18 protein-coding genes are annotated in these 16,157 nt (G+C 70.2%); 12 read left to right on the top strand and 6 right to left on the bottom strand.

Going from position 1 to position 16,157, the window contains the following annotated elements; all coding sequences use genetic code 11:
* Positions 1 to 60 precede the first annotated feature (60 nt).
* Positions 61 to 1,359 (top strand): MFS transporter, encoded by a 1,299-nt coding sequence (locus ACJMNC_RS01500; RefSeq protein ID WP_408946182.1) that lies wholly within the window; start codon positions 61 to 63, stop codon positions 1,357 to 1,359.
* Here ACJMNC_RS01500 and ACJMNC_RS01495 read toward each other — a convergent pair.
* The gene (locus ACJMNC_RS01495) at positions 1,313 to 1,846 is read right to left on the bottom strand and encodes an amino-acid N-acetyltransferase (protein ID WP_408946181.1); all 534 of its coding nucleotides are present in this window, start codon (positions 1,844 to 1,846) and stop codon (positions 1,313 to 1,315) included. The two genes, ACJMNC_RS01500 and ACJMNC_RS01495, sit on opposite strands and share 47 nt — an antisense overlap.
* A 76-nt stretch (positions 1,847 to 1,922) precedes the next feature.
* Here ACJMNC_RS01495 and pgsA point away from each other — a divergent pair, with 76 nt between their 5' ends.
* From pgsA to ACJMNC_RS01460, 7 genes are all read left to right on the top strand, one after another.
* Positions 1,923 to 2,543, top strand: coding sequence for a CDP-diacylglycerol--glycerol-3-phosphate 3-phosphatidyltransferase (gene pgsA / locus ACJMNC_RS01490; protein WP_408946180.1), 621 nt, complete (start codon positions 1,923 to 1,925; stop codon positions 2,541 to 2,543).
* A 125-nt stretch (positions 2,544 to 2,668) separates the two neighbouring features.
* Complete coding sequence (locus ACJMNC_RS01485) at positions 2,669 to 2,962, top strand: helix-turn-helix domain-containing protein (protein ID WP_408946179.1); 294 nt, start codon at positions 2,669 to 2,671, stop codon at positions 2,960 to 2,962.
* 75 nt (positions 2,963 to 3,037) lie between these two features.
* Positions 3,038 to 3,823: a PspA/IM30 family protein gene (locus ACJMNC_RS01480; protein WP_408946178.1), complete on the top strand. Its 786-nt coding sequence runs from the start codon at positions 3,038 to 3,040 to the stop codon at positions 3,821 to 3,823.
* Positions 3,824 to 3,837: 14 nt separating this feature from the next.
* Positions 3,838 to 5,043 (top strand): glycosyltransferase, encoded by a 1,206-nt coding sequence (locus ACJMNC_RS01475; protein WP_408946177.1) that lies wholly within the window; start codon positions 3,838 to 3,840, stop codon positions 5,041 to 5,043.
* Positions 5,034 to 5,228: a DUF3046 domain-containing protein gene (locus ACJMNC_RS01470; RefSeq protein WP_408946176.1), complete on the top strand. Its 195-nt coding sequence runs from the start codon at positions 5,034 to 5,036 to the stop codon at positions 5,226 to 5,228. The genes ACJMNC_RS01475 and ACJMNC_RS01470 overlap by 10 nt, the downstream gene beginning before the upstream one ends.
* A gap of 200 nt (positions 5,229 to 5,428) precedes the next feature.
* Entirely contained in the window at positions 5,429 to 6,475 is a 1,047-nt protein-coding gene (gene recA, locus ACJMNC_RS01465; RefSeq protein ID WP_408946175.1) for a recombinase RecA, read from the top strand.
* Positions 6,476 to 6,478: 3 nt separating this feature from the next.
* Positions 6,479 to 6,991 (top strand): regulatory protein RecX, encoded by a 513-nt coding sequence (locus tag ACJMNC_RS01460; protein WP_408946174.1) that lies wholly within the window; start codon positions 6,479 to 6,481, stop codon positions 6,989 to 6,991.
* On the opposite strand, the gene ACJMNC_RS01455 is transcribed toward ACJMNC_RS01460, so the two are convergent.
* From ACJMNC_RS01455 to ACJMNC_RS01440, 4 genes are read right to left on the bottom strand one after another with little or no spacing between them, the layout of a single operon-like run.
* Positions 6,933 to 7,925 carry an amino acid ABC transporter permease gene (locus tag ACJMNC_RS01455; RefSeq protein WP_408946173.1) on the bottom strand — a complete coding sequence of 331 codons (993 nt, stop codon included), beginning with the start codon at positions 7,923 to 7,925 and terminating at the stop codon, positions 6,933 to 6,935. The genes ACJMNC_RS01460 and ACJMNC_RS01455 overlap by 59 nt on opposite strands.
* Positions 7,922 to 8,608: an amino acid ABC transporter permease gene (locus ACJMNC_RS01450; protein WP_408946172.1), complete on the bottom strand. Its 687-nt coding sequence runs from the start codon at positions 8,606 to 8,608 to the stop codon at positions 7,922 to 7,924. The genes ACJMNC_RS01455 and ACJMNC_RS01450 overlap by 4 nt, the downstream gene beginning before the upstream one ends.
* Complete coding sequence (locus tag ACJMNC_RS01445) at positions 8,608 to 9,624, bottom strand: transporter substrate-binding domain-containing protein (protein WP_408946171.1); 1,017 nt, start codon at positions 9,622 to 9,624, stop codon at positions 8,608 to 8,610. The genes ACJMNC_RS01450 and ACJMNC_RS01445 overlap by 1 nt, the downstream gene beginning before the upstream one ends.
* Before the next feature lies 1 nt (position 9,625).
* On the bottom strand, positions 9,626 to 10,354 hold the full coding sequence (locus ACJMNC_RS01440; RefSeq protein ID WP_408946453.1) for an amino acid ABC transporter ATP-binding protein: 729 nt from the start codon (positions 10,352 to 10,354) through the stop codon (positions 9,626 to 9,628).
* Between the two features lie 147 nt (positions 10,355 to 10,501).
* Here ACJMNC_RS01440 and miaB point away from each other — a divergent pair, with 147 nt between their 5' ends.
* Positions 10,502 to 12,073, top strand: coding sequence for a tRNA (N6-isopentenyl adenosine(37)-C2)-methylthiotransferase MiaB (miaB, locus tag ACJMNC_RS01435; protein WP_408946170.1), 1,572 nt, complete (start codon positions 10,502 to 10,504; stop codon positions 12,071 to 12,073).
* A 140-nt stretch (positions 12,074 to 12,213) separates the two neighbouring features.
* A complete protein-coding gene (locus tag ACJMNC_RS01430; protein ID WP_408946452.1) occupies positions 12,214 to 12,891 on the top strand; it encodes a hypothetical protein in 678 nt (225 codons plus the stop codon).
* 9 nt (positions 12,892 to 12,900) lie between these two features.
* On the opposite strand, the gene ACJMNC_RS01425 is transcribed toward ACJMNC_RS01430, so the two are convergent.
* Positions 12,901 to 14,271, bottom strand: a complete 1,371-nt coding sequence (locus ACJMNC_RS01425; protein WP_408946169.1) for a DUF349 domain-containing protein — start codon at positions 14,269 to 14,271, stop codon at positions 12,901 to 12,903.
* 177 nt (positions 14,272 to 14,448) lie between these two features.
* Between ACJMNC_RS01425 and ACJMNC_RS01420 the strand changes: the two genes are divergently transcribed.
* Entirely contained in the window at positions 14,449 to 15,222 is a 774-nt protein-coding gene (locus ACJMNC_RS01420; protein WP_408946168.1) for a hypothetical protein, read from the top strand.
* The gene (gene miaA / locus ACJMNC_RS01415; RefSeq protein ID WP_408946167.1) at positions 15,219 to 16,151 is read left to right on the top strand and encodes a tRNA (adenosine(37)-N6)-dimethylallyltransferase MiaA; all 933 of its coding nucleotides are present in this window, start codon (positions 15,219 to 15,221) and stop codon (positions 16,149 to 16,151) included. The genes ACJMNC_RS01420 and miaA overlap by 4 nt, the downstream gene beginning before the upstream one ends.
* The last annotated feature ends 6 nt before the right edge of the window (positions 16,152 to 16,157 follow it).

Genomic DNA, 16,157 nt, shown 5'->3' with positions numbered 1-16,157 from the left:
GAAACCTAGGTTCGTAACAGATCGAACCTTAGATGGTTGTCGAACTACGAGGAGTTGTTCATGCCGCGTCCCGGACCGTTGCTCGCCGTCGTCCTGTCGGCCCAGTTCGTCATCCCGCTGTCGATCTCCGGCACGGCCGTCGCCCTGCCGGAGATCGCCTTGAGTCTCGATTCAGAGGCGGCGGCACTGCAATGGGTGGTCAACGGCTTCAATGTCGCTTTCGCCGTCTGCACCATCGTCTGGGGTGCGTTGTCGGACTGCATCGGGTACACGCGGGCGTTCCGGCTCGGCGTAGTCACCGCTGCGTCCGGTGGCATCATCAGCGCGTGTGCGCCGAATCTGGCTGTGCTCGACGCCGGCCGGGTGATCGCCGGCATCGGGTCGGCCGCAGTACTCACCGGTGCAGCACCGATCCTCACGCGGGCCTTCGACGGCGCTGCCCGGGCTCGGGCGTTCGCTCTCTTCGGCACCGTCAACGGACTCGGACTGGCCGCCGGACCTGCAGTGTCCGGGCTGATCGTGGCAGGCTGGGGCTGGCGCGGGATCTTCGCGGTGCACACCGTGGTCCTGCTCGCAGCGCTGCTCGGGTCGGCGCGGTTGCCGGACCTCGGCCGGGGGCACTCGGGGCTGCGGCAGTTGCTGGACTTCAGAGTCTTCACCTCCCCGCGATTCGTCGCGATGGCGCTTGTTCCAGTAGCCGGAGCGATCGGTTTCGTCACCTTCCTGACGTATCTCCCCGGCGCACTGGGGGCCATCCACGGGCTGTCCGCCGCGTCCACGGGCGTGATCATGCTGCTGATGACGATCCCGGTCCTGCTGGCTCCGGCTCTGGTTCATCGGCTTCTTGCGCGGGGCCTGGTCACGCCGGTGTGGGTGATCACGGTCTCGTTCGGGTGTCTGTTGGCCGGGGGCGCCGGGGTACTGATGCTGCTGCGTCCCGATCTGCCCGTTGCGGCCGGTGTGGCGCCGATGATCCTGCTCGGCGTGGGATTCGGACTGCCCCTGGGTTTTGTGGACGCTCAGGCACTGGCCGCGGTGCCCGCCGACCGGGCCGGTTCCGCCTCGGGGGTGATCAATCTGCTGCGGATCGGCTCGGAGGCACTGTTCGTCGCGGTCTACGCCGCGATCCTCTCCGCCGTCGTGACGGGGCGGTTACCGGGGCCCGCCGGAGAACTGATCGCTTCGGGCCTGCCGGGCCAGCCGTGGATCTACCGCTCGGGTCTGCTGGCGGCCGGTGGTGTCATGCTCGTCCTGGTGGGACTGGCGGCGCTGACATTTGTGCTTCTGGCCAGGGCGGGCCGCCGCGACGAGGTCAGAGCTCGGCGAGCATCCGGGTGTTGCCCAGGGTGTTCGGCTTGACGTAGCTCAGATCCAGGAACTCCGCGACACCGGTGTCGTACGAGCGCCGCATCTCCTCGTAGACCTCCGGGGTGACCGGGGTGCCGTCGATCTCGGCGAAGCCGTGCCGGCTGAAGAACTCCACCTCGAAGGTCAGTACGAAGACCCGCTGAAGCTCCATCTCGCGGGCCACGTCGAGAAGCTGCGCGACCAGCCGATGTCCGATGCCGTGACCGGCGTAGGCGGGATCGACGGCGACGGTCCGGACCTCGCCCAGATCCGACCACAGCACGTGCAGCGCGCCGCAGCCGAGCAGCTCGCCGTGGTCGTCGGCCACCCAGAACTCCTGCAGCGACTCGTACAGCGTGATCAGGTTCTTGGCCAGCAGGATCTTGCCCGCGTAGAGATCGATGAGTTCCTTGATCCGCGGCACGTCAGAGGTGCGCGCTCGCCGGATCACCACGGCGGACGCGTCGACGCTGCGGGAGACCGGGGACTCGGGTGGCATAACCTTCAGAGAATAGTCGCCGCCGGCGCCGCCGCCCCCAGCGACGCCGGTTCGGGCGGGCCGATAGGCTGAGCGGGTGAGCGAAGCAGGGCGGACGGGCGATCCGGTGGCGGCGAGTCTGCCGCATACCGCCGAGACCGTACCGGTGGTGAATCTGGCCAACGCCCTCACCGTCTTCCGCATCCTGCTCGTGCCGGTCTTCGTGGTCGTGCTCTTCGTCGACGACGGGAACAACGACTGGTGGCGGACCGCCGCCTTCGTGATCTTCGCCGTCGCCGCGATCACCGACCAGATCGACGGCCGGATCGCCCGCGCCTGGAACCTGGTCACCGACTTCGGCAAGCTCGCCGACCCGATCGCCGACAAGGCGCTGATCGGCGCCGCGCTGATCAGTCTGTCGGTCCTGGGCGTGGTCCCGTGGTGGATGACCGTGGTGATCCTGGTCCGCGAGATCGGAGTGACCCTGCTGCGCTTCTGGGTGGTGCGGCACGGGGTGATCGCCGCCAGCCAGGGCGGGAAGCTCAAGACCATGCTGCAATCGATCGCGATCGGGCTGTACGTCCTGCCCGCATTCGGTGCCCTGCACACGGTGGCCGAGGTGATCATGTACGCGGCCATCGCGGTGACCCTGGCGACCGGTCTGGACTACGTCTGGCGGGCGCTCCGGCTGCGCCGCGGCGCCGGCGCCTCGGCCTGAGGAAACATCGACGGTGTCTGCGGTGTTGACCCCAGGGAGTGTCCGAACCGCGTGCACGCGGAACTCTGCCGGGAATTCCGATAGGGTCGTGACACGGAACCGTCATCGGTGAGGAGGGTGAGACAGTGGCAGTGCTGATGCGCGAAGCGATCGGCGACGAATTGCGCCGGGTCCGCACGGATCAGGGGCGCACGCTGCGCGACGTGTCCACGTCGGCGCGAGTGTCGCTGGGCTACCTCTCCGAAGTCGAACGCGGACAGAAAGAGGCCTCCAGCGAACTGCTGTCGGCCATCTGCGAGGCGCTCGACGTCCCCGTCGGCCGGGTGCTGGTCCAGGTGGGTGCGGCCATGCTGCCGCCGGTCATCGAAGTGGTGGCCGACCAGCCCGCCCCGGAGGCGACGGCGCTGGCCGCCGCCTGACCCTGCCGGCCCGTTCCGCGGCGCCGGCCGAGATTCTCTTCTGCACATCTCCTGACACAGAAAGCTGATCCGAGCATGGCGAACCCCTTTGTGAAGGCCTGGCGCTACCTGATGGCGTGGGGAAACAACACCATCGACGAGAAGGCTGATCCGAAGGTTCAGATCCAGCAGGCGATCGAGGACGCCCAGCGCCAGCACCAGGCGCTGTCGCAGCAGGCGGCCGCGGTGATCGGCAACCAGCGGCAGCTGGAGATGCGTCTGAACCGGCAGCTCGAGGAGATCGAGAAGCTCCAGGGCAACACCCGCCAGGCCCTGACCCTGGCCGATCAGGCCGCCGCCGCCGGCGATACCGCCAAGGCCACCGAGTACACCAACGCCGCCGAGGCCTTCGCCGCGCAGCTGGTGACCGCCGAGCAGAACGTCGAAGACCTCAAGGTGCTGCACGACCAGTCGCTCGGCGCCGCGGCCCAGGCCAAGCAGGCCGTCGAACGCAACGCCGTGGTCCTGCAGAACAAGCTCTCCGAGCGCACCAAACTGCTCAGCCAGCTCGAGCAGGCCAAAATGCAGGAGCAGGTCAGCACCTCACTGAACCAGATGAGCGAGCTGACCGCGCCCGGCAACACCCCGAGCCTCGACCAGGTCCGGGAGAAGATCGAACGTCGCTATGCCAATGCCCTCGGCTCCGCCGAGCTGGCCGAGGGCGGCGTGCACAGCCGGATGGCCGAGGTGGAACAGGCCAGCGTCCAGATGGCCGGCCACGCGCGCCTCGAGCAGATCCGCGCCAGCATGGCGCTGCCGGCCGGCGATCAGGACGGCGCCGCCGCACCGCAGGCCAAGACCGAAGGCCAGGGACAGAGCTGAGCCGACTGGCCGTCGTGGCCGGCCCCGAGGCCGGCCACGCCTTTCCGGCCCTCGGTCTGGCCGCCCGGGCGCAGGCCCACGGCCACCCGGTGACCGTCTACACCGGGACCCGGTGGGCCGCACCCGCCCGGGAGCAGGGGCTGCATGTGGCCGAACTGCCCGGGCTGGCCGTCCGGGACGACGAGGACGACGGCGACGCCGGCGCCAAACTGAGCACCCGGGCCGCCCGCATGGCGGTGGAACTGGCGCCGCTGCTCGCCGCCGACGGCACCGAACTGGTCGTCGGCGATGTGATCACCCTGGCCGGCGGCTGGGCCGCCGATCTACTCGGACTGCCGTGGATCGAGCTGTCCCCGCACCCGCTCTACGCGCCCTCGAAGGGACTGCCGCCGGTCGGCACCGGGCTGGCCGCCGGCACCGGGCTGCGGGGCCGCGCCCGGGACACCGTACTGCGCGCCATGACCGCTCGCGCCCTGGCCCGCGGCCGTGCACAGCGCGCCGCGGCACGGGCCGCGATCGGGCTGACCGGAGCGGGCGAGCCGTGGGCGCGCTTCATCGCCACCCTGCCCGGACTCGAGCCGTACCGGCCCGACTGGCCGGTACGCACCCACCTGATCGGGCCGCTGTTCTTCGAACCCACCCGCGAGGTCCTGCCCGTACCCGACGGCGACGGCCCGCTGATCGCCGTCTGCCCGTCGACGGCCGAGACCGGCAGTGCCGGAATGGGGGAGCAGACGCTCGCCGCCCTGGCCCGGCTGGGTCGGCGGCGGCCGCTACGGGTGGTCTACTCGGCGCTGACCCCGCCGGCCGGCGATCTGCCGCCGCGGACGACGGCCGGTCTGGGCCGGCAGGACCGACTGCTGGCGCAGGCCGACGCGGTGGTCTGCGGAGGCGGCCACGGCCTGCTCGCCAAAGCGCTCAGCGCACCGTCCGGCGCCGGCACCGGACGGCCGGTGGTCATGGTGCCCGGCGGCGGCGATCAGTGGGAACTGGCCTGCCGGGTCGAGCGGCTCGGTGCCGGCCTGCTGGTGCGGCCGGGCGCCGATTCCGGCGGTGAGAGCGTGGAGGAGGGGATCGCCACCGCCGTGGCGGCGGTGCTCGACGATCCGCGCTATCGTCGCGCTGCGGGCCGGATCGCCGCCACCTCGGCGCAGACCGTCGATCCGATGACGGTGATCGATGCGATGCCGGCCGCGGGAAGGACTGCGCTGTGCGACTGACCGAGTTCACCGAGCTGATGTACACCGAGTTCGGCCCGCGCACCGCCGATGCGATGCTCGTCGACCACGCCATTCTCGAGCTGGGCGGCCGGACCGGGGCGCAGGCCATCGACGACGGGGTGGACCCGAAGACGGTGTGGCGGGCGCTCTGCGCCGACTTCCAGGTGCCGCCGGAACGGCGGTAGACGCACTTTGCGCCGGAACGATCCGCGGCGACCGGCCGGGCGTGTCGGCTTGCCGTCGAACATCTGTTCGTTCATGATCTTCTATGGAACCGGACGAGCCGCTGGTGCGTCCAATTCTAGAGACCGACAGCACGGTCATGTCAGAGGTCGAACCTACTCTGTGGGCAAACCTCAGACCGAGTGAGAAACGAGGAGAGACCATGGCAATGACCCCGGATCGCGAGAAGGCCCTGGAGCTGGCGCTCGCGCAGATCGAGAAGAGCCACGGGAAGGGCTCGGTCATGCGGCTGGGCGAGGACACCCGGCCGCCGATGGAGGTGATCCCCACCGGTTCGGTCGCTCTCGACATCGCGCTGGGTGTGGGCGGCCTGCCGCGCGGCCGCATCGTCGAGATCTATGGCCCGGAGTCCTCGGGTAAGACCACCGTCGCCCTGCACGCGGTGGCCAACGCCCAGGCCGCCGGAGGCGTGGCCGCATTCATCGATGCCGAGCACGCGCTGGACCCGGAGTACGCCGCCAAACTCGGCGTGGACATCGACGGACTGCTGGTCTCGCAGCCCGACACCGGTGAGCAGGCGCTGGAGATCGCCGACATGCTGATCCGCTCGGGCGCACTGGACATCCTGGTCATCGACTCGGTGGCGGCGCTGGTGCCCAAGGCCGAGATCGAGGGCGAGATGGGCGACAGTCACGTGGGTCTGCAGGCCCGGCTGATGAGCCAGGCGCTGCGCAAGATGACCTCCGGTCTCAACAACTCCAACACCACCGCCATCTTCATCAACCAGCTGCGCGAGAAGATCGGCGTCATGTTCGGTTCGCCGGAGACCACCACCGGCGGCAAGGCGCTGAAGTTCTACTCGTCGGTCCGCCTGGACGTGCGCCGCATCGAGACCCTCAAGGACGGCACCGACGCGGTGGGCAACCGCACCCGCGTCAAGGTGGTCAAGAACAAGGTGGCCCCGCCGTTCAAGCAGGCCGAGTTCGACATCCTCTACGGGCACGGCATCAGCCGGGAAGGGTCGCTCATCGATCTGGGCGTGGCCGAGGGCTTCATCCGCAAGTCCGGCTCCTGGTTCACCTACGAGGGCGATCAGCTGGGGCAGGGCAAGGAGAACGCCCGCAAGTTCCTGCTGGAGAACCCCGACATCGCGGACGAGATCGAGCGGAAGATCAAGACCAAGCTCGGAATCGGCGTCGCCGCCGACGCCGATGTCGACGAGCCGGTCGCCGCTCCGGTCGACTTCTGATCGGTGACCGCCGACCGACCTTCGGGCCCGTCCGCCTGGGACGCCGCACTGCGGCTCCTGGGGGTGCGGGCCCGTAGTCGCTCCGAGATCCGCGAGCGGCTGCAGCGGCGGGGCTTCGAAGCCGCCGAGATCGACTCCGTCCTGACCCGGCTCACCGAGGCGGGCCTGCTCGACGACGCCGAATTCGCCCACGAGTGGGTGCAGTCGCGGCACCGCCACTCCGGCCGCGGCCGGCTCGCGCTGCGCCGGGAACTGCGCGGCAAGGGCGTCGACGAGGAGACCGTGACCCAGGCGCTGGCGGCGATCGAACCGGATGACGAACGCGAGAACGCCCTGGTCCTGGCCCGGCGTAAACTCGCGCGGTCCCGGCTCGATCCGGCCGACTACGAGCAGCGGGCCAAGGCCTACCGGCAGCTGGCCGGCCTCCTCGGCCGGCGCGGCTACCCGCCCGAGGTGATCACTTCGGTGGTCGGGCAGACCCTCGCCGAGGCGGGCGAACACCCCGATCGGCCCTAGGCACGCCACGGTCGAGGCGGCGGGCCACCGGTCGGCCGTGCGAGGTCCCGGAGAAGCCCGGCACGTTCTCCATGGCCTTGAGGTCGGCCACGTCCGGGTCCGGAGGAACGGTCTTCTTCCGGCCCTCACGCAGCCGCTTCTCCAGGTAGTTCGCGAGACCGGAGAGGCAGAAGTTGATGATGATCATCACCGCGGCCACCACCAGCAGCGCCGGCAGCATGTTCCCGAAGTAGGTGCCGACCTTCTTGCCGCCGTTGACCACCTCGATGTAGCCGACGGCGTAACCGAGGGCGCTGTCCTTCAGAGCGATCACCATCTGCGCGATCAGTGCGGGCAGCATGGCGGTCACCGCCTGGGGGAGCAGCACCAGGGTCATCGTCTGCGTCTTGCGCAGACCGATGGACTCGGCGGCCTCGGTCTGCCCGCGCGGCAGCGACTGCACGCCGGCGCGCAGGATCTCGGCGATCACCGAGCCGTTGTAGATGGTCAGACCGAAGACCACCGCCGCGAACGCCAGCTGCGAGGACGGGAACACCCCGTACTGCGCGAAGACGTAGTACGCGAAGTAGATCAGGATCAGCACCGGCACGGCGCGGAAGACCTCGACGATGACACCGCTGAACCGGCGCAGCCAGGCGTGGTCGGAGAGCCGTCCCACGCCGAGGATCGCGCCGAGCACCAGCGAGAGCACGATCGACAGCGCCGCCGCCTTCAGGGTGCCGAGCAGGCCGGGCAGGATCCACGTGGTCCACACGTCGCCCTCGGTGAACGGCCGCCACATGTCGGCGTCGAGCTGACCGTTGTCCTTGAGGACCAGGATCACCCAGGTCAGCAGTGCCACCAGCAGTGCGGTGAAGACCACCGCGATGACGGCGTTCCGTACCCGCGCGCGCGGTCCCGGAGCGTCGTAGAGAACCGTTGACTGACCGCTCATCGCTTCACCGCCCATCGCTTGGCCGCCCAGCCGAAGATCCAGCCCTCCAGCAGGGTGATGATCATGAAGCCGGCCGCGATGATCGCGAAGGTCACCAGGATCATGTTCGAGTAGCTCTCGATCTCTTCCTTCATCAGCAGCGCGGCCTCACTGACACCGATCACCGAGGCGATGGTGGTGTTCTTGGTGAGGGCGATCAGCACCGAGCCCATCGGTGCGATCACCGCACGCATCGCCTGCGGCAGCACGATCAGCCCGAAGACCTGGAGGAAGGGCAGGCCGATCGAGCGGGCCGCCTCCGCCTGGCCGATGGGCACCGTGTTGAACCCGGCCCGCAGGGTCTCGGCGACGAAGGTCGATGTGTAGAGGATGAAGCCGAGGATCGCCAGCCGGAAGTTCTGGGTGTCGACGAAGTCGGCGCGGCCGCCGTCGACCGCCAGCTTCAGGCTGAGCTGGTAGTACAGCCCGTACGAGCACAGCAGCACGATCAGGGTCAGCGGTGTGTTCCGGACGATGTTCACGTAGCCGGTGGCGAACCAGCGCATCACCGGCACCGGTGAGACCTTCATCCCGGCCAGGACCACACCGAGGATCAGCGAGCCGATCGCCGACCAGAAGGTCAGCTGGATGGTCAGCCAGAAGGCCGGCCAGATCTGTGGGCCGATGGAATCCCAATAGCTCATCAGCGCGCTCCTTCCGTGCACTCGGTGGTCGCCGCGGTCAGGAAGCTCAGATCACCCGGATCCGGCTGGAACAGATACTGCGAACCCGGACGCTGTGCACGCTCGATGAGGTTGTCGACGAAGGGATCGCCGAGCGCCTCGCGCAGGGCCTTCTCCCAGGGGGAGTAGCGCTCACCCGGCGGCACCACCAGCATCTTCTTCAGCGCCTTGTTGACCTGTGTGACCGCCTCCGGATAGTTCTTGGCCATGCCGATGCCGTAGTACTCGAAGGAGAACGGTGCCCCCTCCTTCTTGAGCGCGCCCTTGACGCAGGTGTCCTGGTCGTAGGTCATGTCGACGAGCTTGAACTCGTCCTGCCAGAAGTTGGAGTAGCCCGCCAGGATGATCTCGTCGGTGGTCACCGCGTCCACCTTGTCCCGGCGCAGCCCCTCCACGCAGGAGGAGTAGGAGTCGAACTGCTGCAGCTGAACTCCCGACAGCAGCCGCTTGACGTTCTGCGCGGGGGTGGAACCGGCCGCCGAACAGAGCTTGCGGTTGTCGGCCATGTCGCTGAGCCGCTGGATGTTGTCGTCGTCGGCCCGGGCCAGCAGGCCCTGGTAGGTGACCAGATAGGGGCCGGCGAAGTCGACGTCCTTCATCCGCGGTTCGGTGATCGAGTAGGTGGCGGCGATGGTGTCCACCTCGCCGTTGCGGATGAACGTCTCGCGCTGCGCCGACGGCGTCTCCTTCCAGGAGATCTCCGGCATGTCCACACCGAGTTCACCGGCGATCTGGGTCACCACGTACTTGGAGACGGCCGCGTCGAAGCCGGTGATCCCGCCGCCCGGGTTCTCCAGCCCCAGGCCGGGCTGATCGAACTTGGTGCCCAGGATCACGTGACCGGAACGGATGGACTCGAGCAGATCGCGGGGTTCGGTGCTGCCGCAGGCGGTGAGCGATCCGGCGAGCACGGCGAGGGCGCCGAGGGCGGCGATCAGCCCGGTGGCGCGGCGCCGGCGGCGCGGGACGGTGCGCACGTCAGTGCCCCAGGATCTTGGAGAGGAAGTCCTTGGCGCGGTCGGACTCCGGTGCGGTGAAGACGCTCTCCGGATCGGTGTCTTCGACGATCGCGCCGTCGGCCAGGAACAGCACCCGATCCGCGGCCTGCCGCGCGAAGCCCATCTCGTGGGTCACCACCACCATCGTCATGCCCTCGCGGGCGAGGGAGACCATCACGTCGAGAACCTCGTTGACCATCTCCGGGTCGAGCGCCGAGGTGGGCTCGTCGAAGAGCATCACCTTCGGGTTCATCGCCAGCGACCGGGCGATGGCCACGCGCTGCTGCTGGCCTCCCGAGAGCTGCGCCGGGTACTTGTCCTTCTGTGCGGCCACTCCCACGCGTTCGAGCAGCACCATGGCGGCGGCCTCGGCGTCGGCCTTCTTCTGCTTGCGCACCTTGATCGGCCCGAGCGTCACATTGTCGAGGATCGTCTTGTGCGCGAACAGGTTGAACGACTGGAAGACCATCCCGACGTCGGCCCGCAGCCGGGCCAGGTCCTTGCCCTCCGACGGCAGCAGTTCGCCCTCGATGCGGATCTCGCCGCTGTCGATCGGCTCGAGCCGGTTGATCGTCCGGCAGAGCGTGGACTTTCCTGACCCCGACGGCCCCAGCAGCACCACGACCTGTCCTTTGGGGATCTCCAGATCGATGTCGCGCAAGACGTGCAGATCTCCGAAATGCTTCTGCACGTCCTTCATCGCGACCATCGGCGGCGCGGCGGAAGAACTCTCGCTCGAAGAAGTCATAGGGGAACCCTAGTCGCACCGGCCACTCGTGTCGCGCGTATCCGGGCGGTCCCCGGCCGCGTCCGAGCGGCGTGCAGCCCGATTTGCCCCCGCCCGTAGGCTGGAGGGGTGAGTACTGGGCTCGATCACCGCGTCGCGGACACCGCCGTCGCCCCGGAAACAGCCGGGGCCGCACGCTCCTATGCGGTCCGCACCTACGGCTGCCAGATGAATGTGCACGACTCCGAACGGATCTCCGGCCTGCTCGAGGACGCCGGATACGTGCGCGCCGCCGACGAGGGCGACGCCGACCTGGTGGTCTTCAACACCTGCGCCATCCGGGAGAACGCCGACAACAAGCTGTACGGAAACCTTTCGCACCTGGCGCCGGTCAAGGCGGGCAAGCCGGGCATGCAGATCGCCGTCGGCGGCTGTCTGGCGCAGAAGGACAAGGACGTGGTGCTCTCCCGCGCGCCGTGGGTGGACGTGGTCTTCGGCACCCACAACATCGGCTCGCTGCCGGTGCTGCTCGAACGCGCCCGTCACAACGAGCAGGCGCAGGTGGAGATCGTCGACGCGCTCGAGGCGTTCCCGTCCACCCTGCCGGCCAAACGTGAGTCCGCGTATTCGGGCTGGGTGTCGGTATCGGTGGGCTGCAACAACACCTGCACGTTCTGCATCGTGCCCTCGTTGCGGGGCAAGGAGGTCGACCGCCGGCCGGGCGACGTACTGGCCGAGGTGCAGGCGCTGGTCGACCAGGGGGTCCTCGAGGTGACCCTCCTGGGACAGAACGTCAACGCCTACGGCATGTCCTTCGCCGATCCCGAGCTGGGCCGTAACCGCGGGGCCTTCGCCGAGCTGCTGCGCGCCTGCGGCGAGATCGACGGCCTCGAGCGGGTCCGGTTCACCTCGCCGCACCCGGCCGAGTTCACCGACGACGTGATCGAGGCGATGGCGCAGACCCCCAACATCTGCCCGCAACTGCACATGCCGCTGCAGTCGGGCTCCGACGCGGTCCTCAAAGCCATGCGGCGCAGCTACCGCCGTAGCAAGTTCCTCGGCATCCTCGAGCGAGTGCGGGAGGCGATGCCGCATGCCGCCATCACCACCGACATCATCGTCGGCTTCCCCGGTGAGACCGAGGAAGACTTCCAGGCCACCCTCGACGTGGTGGAGCAGGCCCGGTTCTCGAGCGCCTTCACCTTCCAGTACTCGCCCAGGCCGGGCACCCCGGCGGCCACGATGGCCGACCAGGTCCCGCCGGAGGTGGTGCGCGAGCGCTACCAGCGCCTGATCGCGCTGCAGGAGCGGATCTGCCTGGAGGGCAACCGCGAGCTGATCGGGAGCGAGGTGGAACTGCTGGTGATGGCCGACGAAGGGCGCAAGTCCGCGGCCACCGGCCGGCTCACCGGGCGCGCCAGGGACGGCCGGCTGGTGCACTTCACCGCCGGCGAGCGGGCGGCGGACATCCGCCCCGGTGATCTGGTGACCACGATGATCACCGATGCCGCACCGCACCACCTGATCGCCGACACTCCGATCGGCGGCCACCGCCGCACCCGCGCCGGCGACGCTCACGAAGCCGGCACCACCCCCAGCACCGCGCCGGTGGGGGTGGGACTGGGACTACCCGCCGTGGGCCGCCCGGAACCGCTCGAACCCGCCGCCGGCGGCTGCGCAGTGGGCGGCTGCGGCTCATGACCGGCGGAACCGACCCGGAGCCGGGTGCCCCGGGACCGGATCCCGGGGACGAGAGCTCCGGGGACGAGAACTTCGAAGATCAGGCCGTCGACGACGGCGCCAGCAAGGCCACCGGGGCCGGTGACCGGAAAGGTCGGCAGATGAGCGAGACGAACGGTGAGGGCAGCGCACCGCTGGCCGCCAGCGAGCGGGAGACGCTCCGGGAGTACGAGAAGGATCTGCGCAAGGCCGAGAAGAAGGTCGCCGGCGAGATCGATCCGGGCGCCCGGGCGATGGTGGTGGCGGTCTGTGTGCTGCTGGCCATGGTCTCGCTGGTCATGCCGCACGCCGGGGTCGCCTCCGGGCTCGACGCGCTGACCGGGACGGCGAAGGCTTCGCAGGCGCGGATCTCGCTGCCGTCGGAGATCTTCGTCTATCTGGTGGTGATCTTCGGCATCGGGTTCTCGGCGCTGGCGCTGCTGACCCGGCGCTGGGTGGTCGCCTGGATCGCGCTCTGCGGCTGTGCGGTGGCCTCGGTGGCCGGCATGCTCGCCATCTGGACCCGCAACACCATCGGCGTGGGCGGCATCGAGCCGCCCGGCGGCGCCGGCGCCGGCCTGATCCTGGGCTGGCTGGTGATGATCGTGCTCACCTTCCACTGGGCCCGGGTGGTGTGGGCGCGCAGCTCGTATCAGCTGGCTCTGGAAGAGGAGCGCCGCAGCCGTGCCGCGGCGGCCGAGGCCTTCGGCGTGTCGCTGCAGCGCAAGCCGCAGCCCCGCACGGACACCGAGCGGGATCAGCCCGGCCAGGACGATCAGGGCGCGCCCGGACCGTCCTGACCCGGCGGGTCAGCGGTCGGCGATGGCCGCCGCGGCGGCCCCGGCCCACTCGCGCCACTGGGCTGCCTGCTCACGCAGGTTGGCCGCATCGGCGTCCTTGCCGGCGGCCGCAGCCTTCTGCGCCTGCTCCTCGAGCTTGTCCGCCCGCTCGGTGAACTGGGCCGCACGGGCCAGCGCCTCCGGATCGGTGCGCGACCACTGTTTGTCCTGCGCGTCACGGATGCGCCGTTCGAGTGCCCGGGCACGGCCCTCGAGGGCCTGCATCTGATCGCGCGGCACCTTGCCGATCTCGTCCCAGCGTTCGGCGAACGCGGCGAAGGCCTTCCGGGCGGCGTCCAGGTCGGTGTCCGGATCGATCGCCTTCTCGGCCTCGGCCAGCAGTGCCCGTTTGGCCTCCGCGTTCTCCGCGAACTCCGCGTCGCGCTGCGAGTTCACAGCGTTCCGGGCGGCGAAGAAGACGTCCTGGGCGGCCTTGAACCGCGCCCAGAGGGCGTCGTCGGCGTCGCGGGGAGCCCGGCCCGCGGCCTTCCACTGCGCCATCAGCTCGCGGTAGGCGGCAGTCGTCTCGCCCCAGTCGGTGGACGTCGAGAGCGCTTCGGCCTCGGCGATCAGCTCTTCCTTACGCGCCTTGACCCCGGCACGCTCCCGGTCGAGTTCGGCGAAGTGGGCGCCCCGTCGGCGGTTGAACGCATCCCGGGCTTTGGCGAACCGCTTCCACAGCACATCGTCGGTCTTGCGGTCGATGCCCTTGATGGTCTTCCACTCGTCGAGGATGGCGCGCAGCCGGTCGCCGTTGGCCTTCCACGCGGTGCCCTCGGCGCCGATCTGCTCGGCCTCGGCCGCGAGCTCCTCCTTGCGCGCGATCGCGGCGCCGCGGGCGGCCTGCCGCTGCTCGGCGAACTCGCCGGCCAGTACCTCGGCGCGCGCCGCCACCTCCTGGAGCCGCTTGGTCAGCCCGTCGATGTCGCCGATGGCCTGGGCCTCCGGAAGTTCGGCGAGCAGATGCTCGGCCGCGGTCCGGGTCTTGCGCGGATCGCCGGACCCCGCGGCGAGCCGTTCCTCGAGGATCTCGGTCTCGGTGGCCAGGTCGGCGAACTTCCGGGAGAAGTGCGCCAGGCCCTCCTCGACCGTCCCGGCCTGCCACGATCCGATGCGGCGTTCTCCGTCGGCGGTGATGAGCCACACCGTGCCCTCGGCGTCGATCCGGCCGTACGCGTGCGGATCGCCCACCGGAACCGGATGGACGGGCACCGCGGGAGTGGGTGTCGAGGCCGGACGGGTGGCGGCCTGGGCCGGGCCGGGCACCGCGCCGGGGCGGGGGCCGGGTTTGGGTCCGGGTTTCGGACCGGGCTTGGGCGCCGGATCGTGGGGAGTGCTCATCGTGGTCCATCTCCTGCTTCGTGCGCGCCGCGCGTCACGGCTGCCGGTCGTGGCGGCTCCGGGCCCGAGCGGGCGGCGAAGCCGGCGAATGTCTCGCCGCTGACCATTCAAGCAGGACCGGCGGGCATCCGGGGCCGGGAGCGGTCAACCGGTGTGGTGCCGGTAGCGTCTGCAGACGTGTTGGCTCAGGTCGCAGTGATCCCCGGAGCACCGCTGCTGGTGCCGGAATTGACCGGTCCCGGCGCTGTCGAGGCGGAGCCGGTGCGGGCCGCCGCCGGGGCGGCGATCACCGCGCTGGCGGCGGCGTGCGACCGGTGGATCGTGCTGTGCGCCGCCGACGCGGCCTGCCCGCCCGGTGCGGACAGCCCGCCCAGCGGTGATTTCGGCCGCTTCGGGTGTGCCGTCCCGGTGACGCTGCCCGGCCGTGCGCCGCTGCCGCTGCCGGCGGGGCCTGTGGTGGCGGAGATGCCGGCCGGGGTCCTGGTGGCCGGCTGGCTGGCCCAGCGGACCGCGCATCCGCCCGCCCGCGTGCAGCCGCGACTGATCGCGCCCGATGCTCCCGCCCCGGACTGCGCCGCATTCGGCGCCCGGCTGGCAGACGAGCTGCGCGCGGCGCCCGATCCCCTCGGCGTGCTGGTGGTGGCCGACGGCGCCACCGCGCTGAGCCCGTCCGCGCCCGGCGGCGGGGAGCGGGAGAGCGCCTGGGCACTGCAGCGCCGACTCGACGCTGCCGTGGCCGCCGGCGATCCGGCGGCGCTGGCGGGACTCGAGACCGAGGCGTGCCGCGCCGAAGGTCTGGTCGCGGCGCCGTGGCACACCCTGGCGGCGCTCTGCGGCGACCGCCCGGACCGGGTGGAGGTGCACTACACCGGAGCGCCGTTCGGCGTCGGTTACACCGTGGCGAGCTGGCTGTGGACGCGCAATTGCGCCGAGCCGGGGCAGCGCCGATGAGCGGCCCGATCCGGCCGATCGCGGTCATCGGTCCCACCGCCAGCGGAAAGTCCGAGCTGGCGCTGGATCTGGCCGAGCGGCTCGGCGGCGAGATCATCAACATCGATGCGATGCAGCAGTACCGCGGCATGGACATCGGCACCGCCAAACTGCCCGTCGATCAGCGGCGCGGCATCGTCCATCACCGGCTCGACGTGCTCGACGTGACCGAGACCGCCACGGTCGCCGCGTACAAGCGGGCCGCGGCCGGCGACGTCGAGAGGCTGCTCGCGGCCGGGCGCACCCCGGTGATCGTCGGCGGCTCGATGATGTACATCCAGGGACTGCTCGACGACTGGGAGTTCCCGGCCACCGATCCACAGGTCCGGGCCCGCTACGAGGAGCAGCTGGCGCGACTGGGCACGCGCGCCCTGCACGCCCGGCTCGCCGAGGTGGATCCGGCCGCCGCGCAGACCATCCTCGACACCGACGGCCGGCGGATCGTGCGTGCGCTCGAGGTGGTCGAACTGACCGGCCGGCCGTTCGCGGCCTCCGCGCCGGTGATCGGCGATCCGCGCTGGGACACCGTGATCGTGGCGCTCGACCGGGAGACGGCCGCCCTCGACGAGCGGATCGCGGCCCGCACCGCGTCGATGTTCGCCGACGGCTTCGTCGAGGAGGTGGTGACGCTCTGCGACCGGGGGCTGCGCACGGGCCGGACCGCCGCGCAGGCCATCGGCTACGCCCAGATCCTGGCGCACCTCGACGGTGAGTACGACCTCGACACCGCGCAGGAACTGACCTTCATCGGGACCCGCCGCTATGTCCGCCGTCAGCGGTCCTGGTTCCGCCGGGATCCGCGCGTGCACTGGCTCGACGCCGCCGCGCCGGGGCTGCTGGACGCGGTGCTGCGCATCCTCGACTCGGACGAGCGGCCCAACCGTCGGTAGCCTGGT

The organism is Gordonia sp. VNK21 (assembly GCF_046098115.1).
Classification (GTDB): Bacteria; Actinomycetota; Actinomycetes; order Mycobacteriales; family Mycobacteriaceae; genus Gordonia.
The sequence above is the reverse complement of the archived record's forward strand: the minus strand, read 5'-3'. Positions and strand labels throughout refer to the sequence as shown.

What these genes read in the sequence shown, in the direction of transcription:
- ACJMNC_RS01495 (WP_408946181.1), bottom strand. Translation starts at nt 1,846, where the DNA reads ATGCCACCCGAGTCCCCGGTCTCCCGCAGCGTCGACGCGTCCGCCGTG.
- ACJMNC_RS01440 (WP_408946453.1), bottom strand. Translation starts at nt 10,354, where the DNA reads ATGGTCGCGATGAAGGACGTGCAGAAGCATTTCGGAGATCTGCACGTC.
- miaA (WP_408946167.1), top strand. Translation starts at nt 15,219, where the DNA reads ATGAGCGGCCCGATCCGGCCGATCGCGGTCATCGGTCCCACCGCCAGC.
- ACJMNC_RS01480 (WP_408946178.1), top strand. Translation starts at nt 3,038, where the DNA reads ATGGCGAACCCCTTTGTGAAGGCCTGGCGCTACCTGATGGCGTGGGGA.
- ACJMNC_RS01450 (WP_408946172.1), bottom strand. Translation starts at nt 8,608, where the DNA reads ATGAGCTATTGGGATTCCATCGGCCCACAGATCTGGCCGGCCTTCTGG.
- ACJMNC_RS01455 (WP_408946173.1), bottom strand. Translation starts at nt 7,925, where the DNA reads ATGAGCGGTCAGTCAACGGTTCTCTACGACGCTCCGGGACCGCGCGCG.
- recA (WP_408946175.1), top strand. Translation starts at nt 5,429, where the DNA reads ATGGCAATGACCCCGGATCGCGAGAAGGCCCTGGAGCTGGCGCTCGCG.
- ACJMNC_RS01430 (WP_408946452.1), top strand. Translation starts at nt 12,214, where the DNA reads ATGAGCGAGACGAACGGTGAGGGCAGCGCACCGCTGGCCGCCAGCGAG.
- ACJMNC_RS01425 (WP_408946169.1), bottom strand. Translation starts at nt 14,271, where the DNA reads ATGAGCACTCCCCACGATCCGGCGCCCAAGCCCGGTCCGAAACCCGGA.
- ACJMNC_RS01500 (WP_408946182.1), top strand. Translation starts at nt 61, where the DNA reads ATGCCGCGTCCCGGACCGTTGCTCGCCGTCGTCCTGTCGGCCCAGTTC.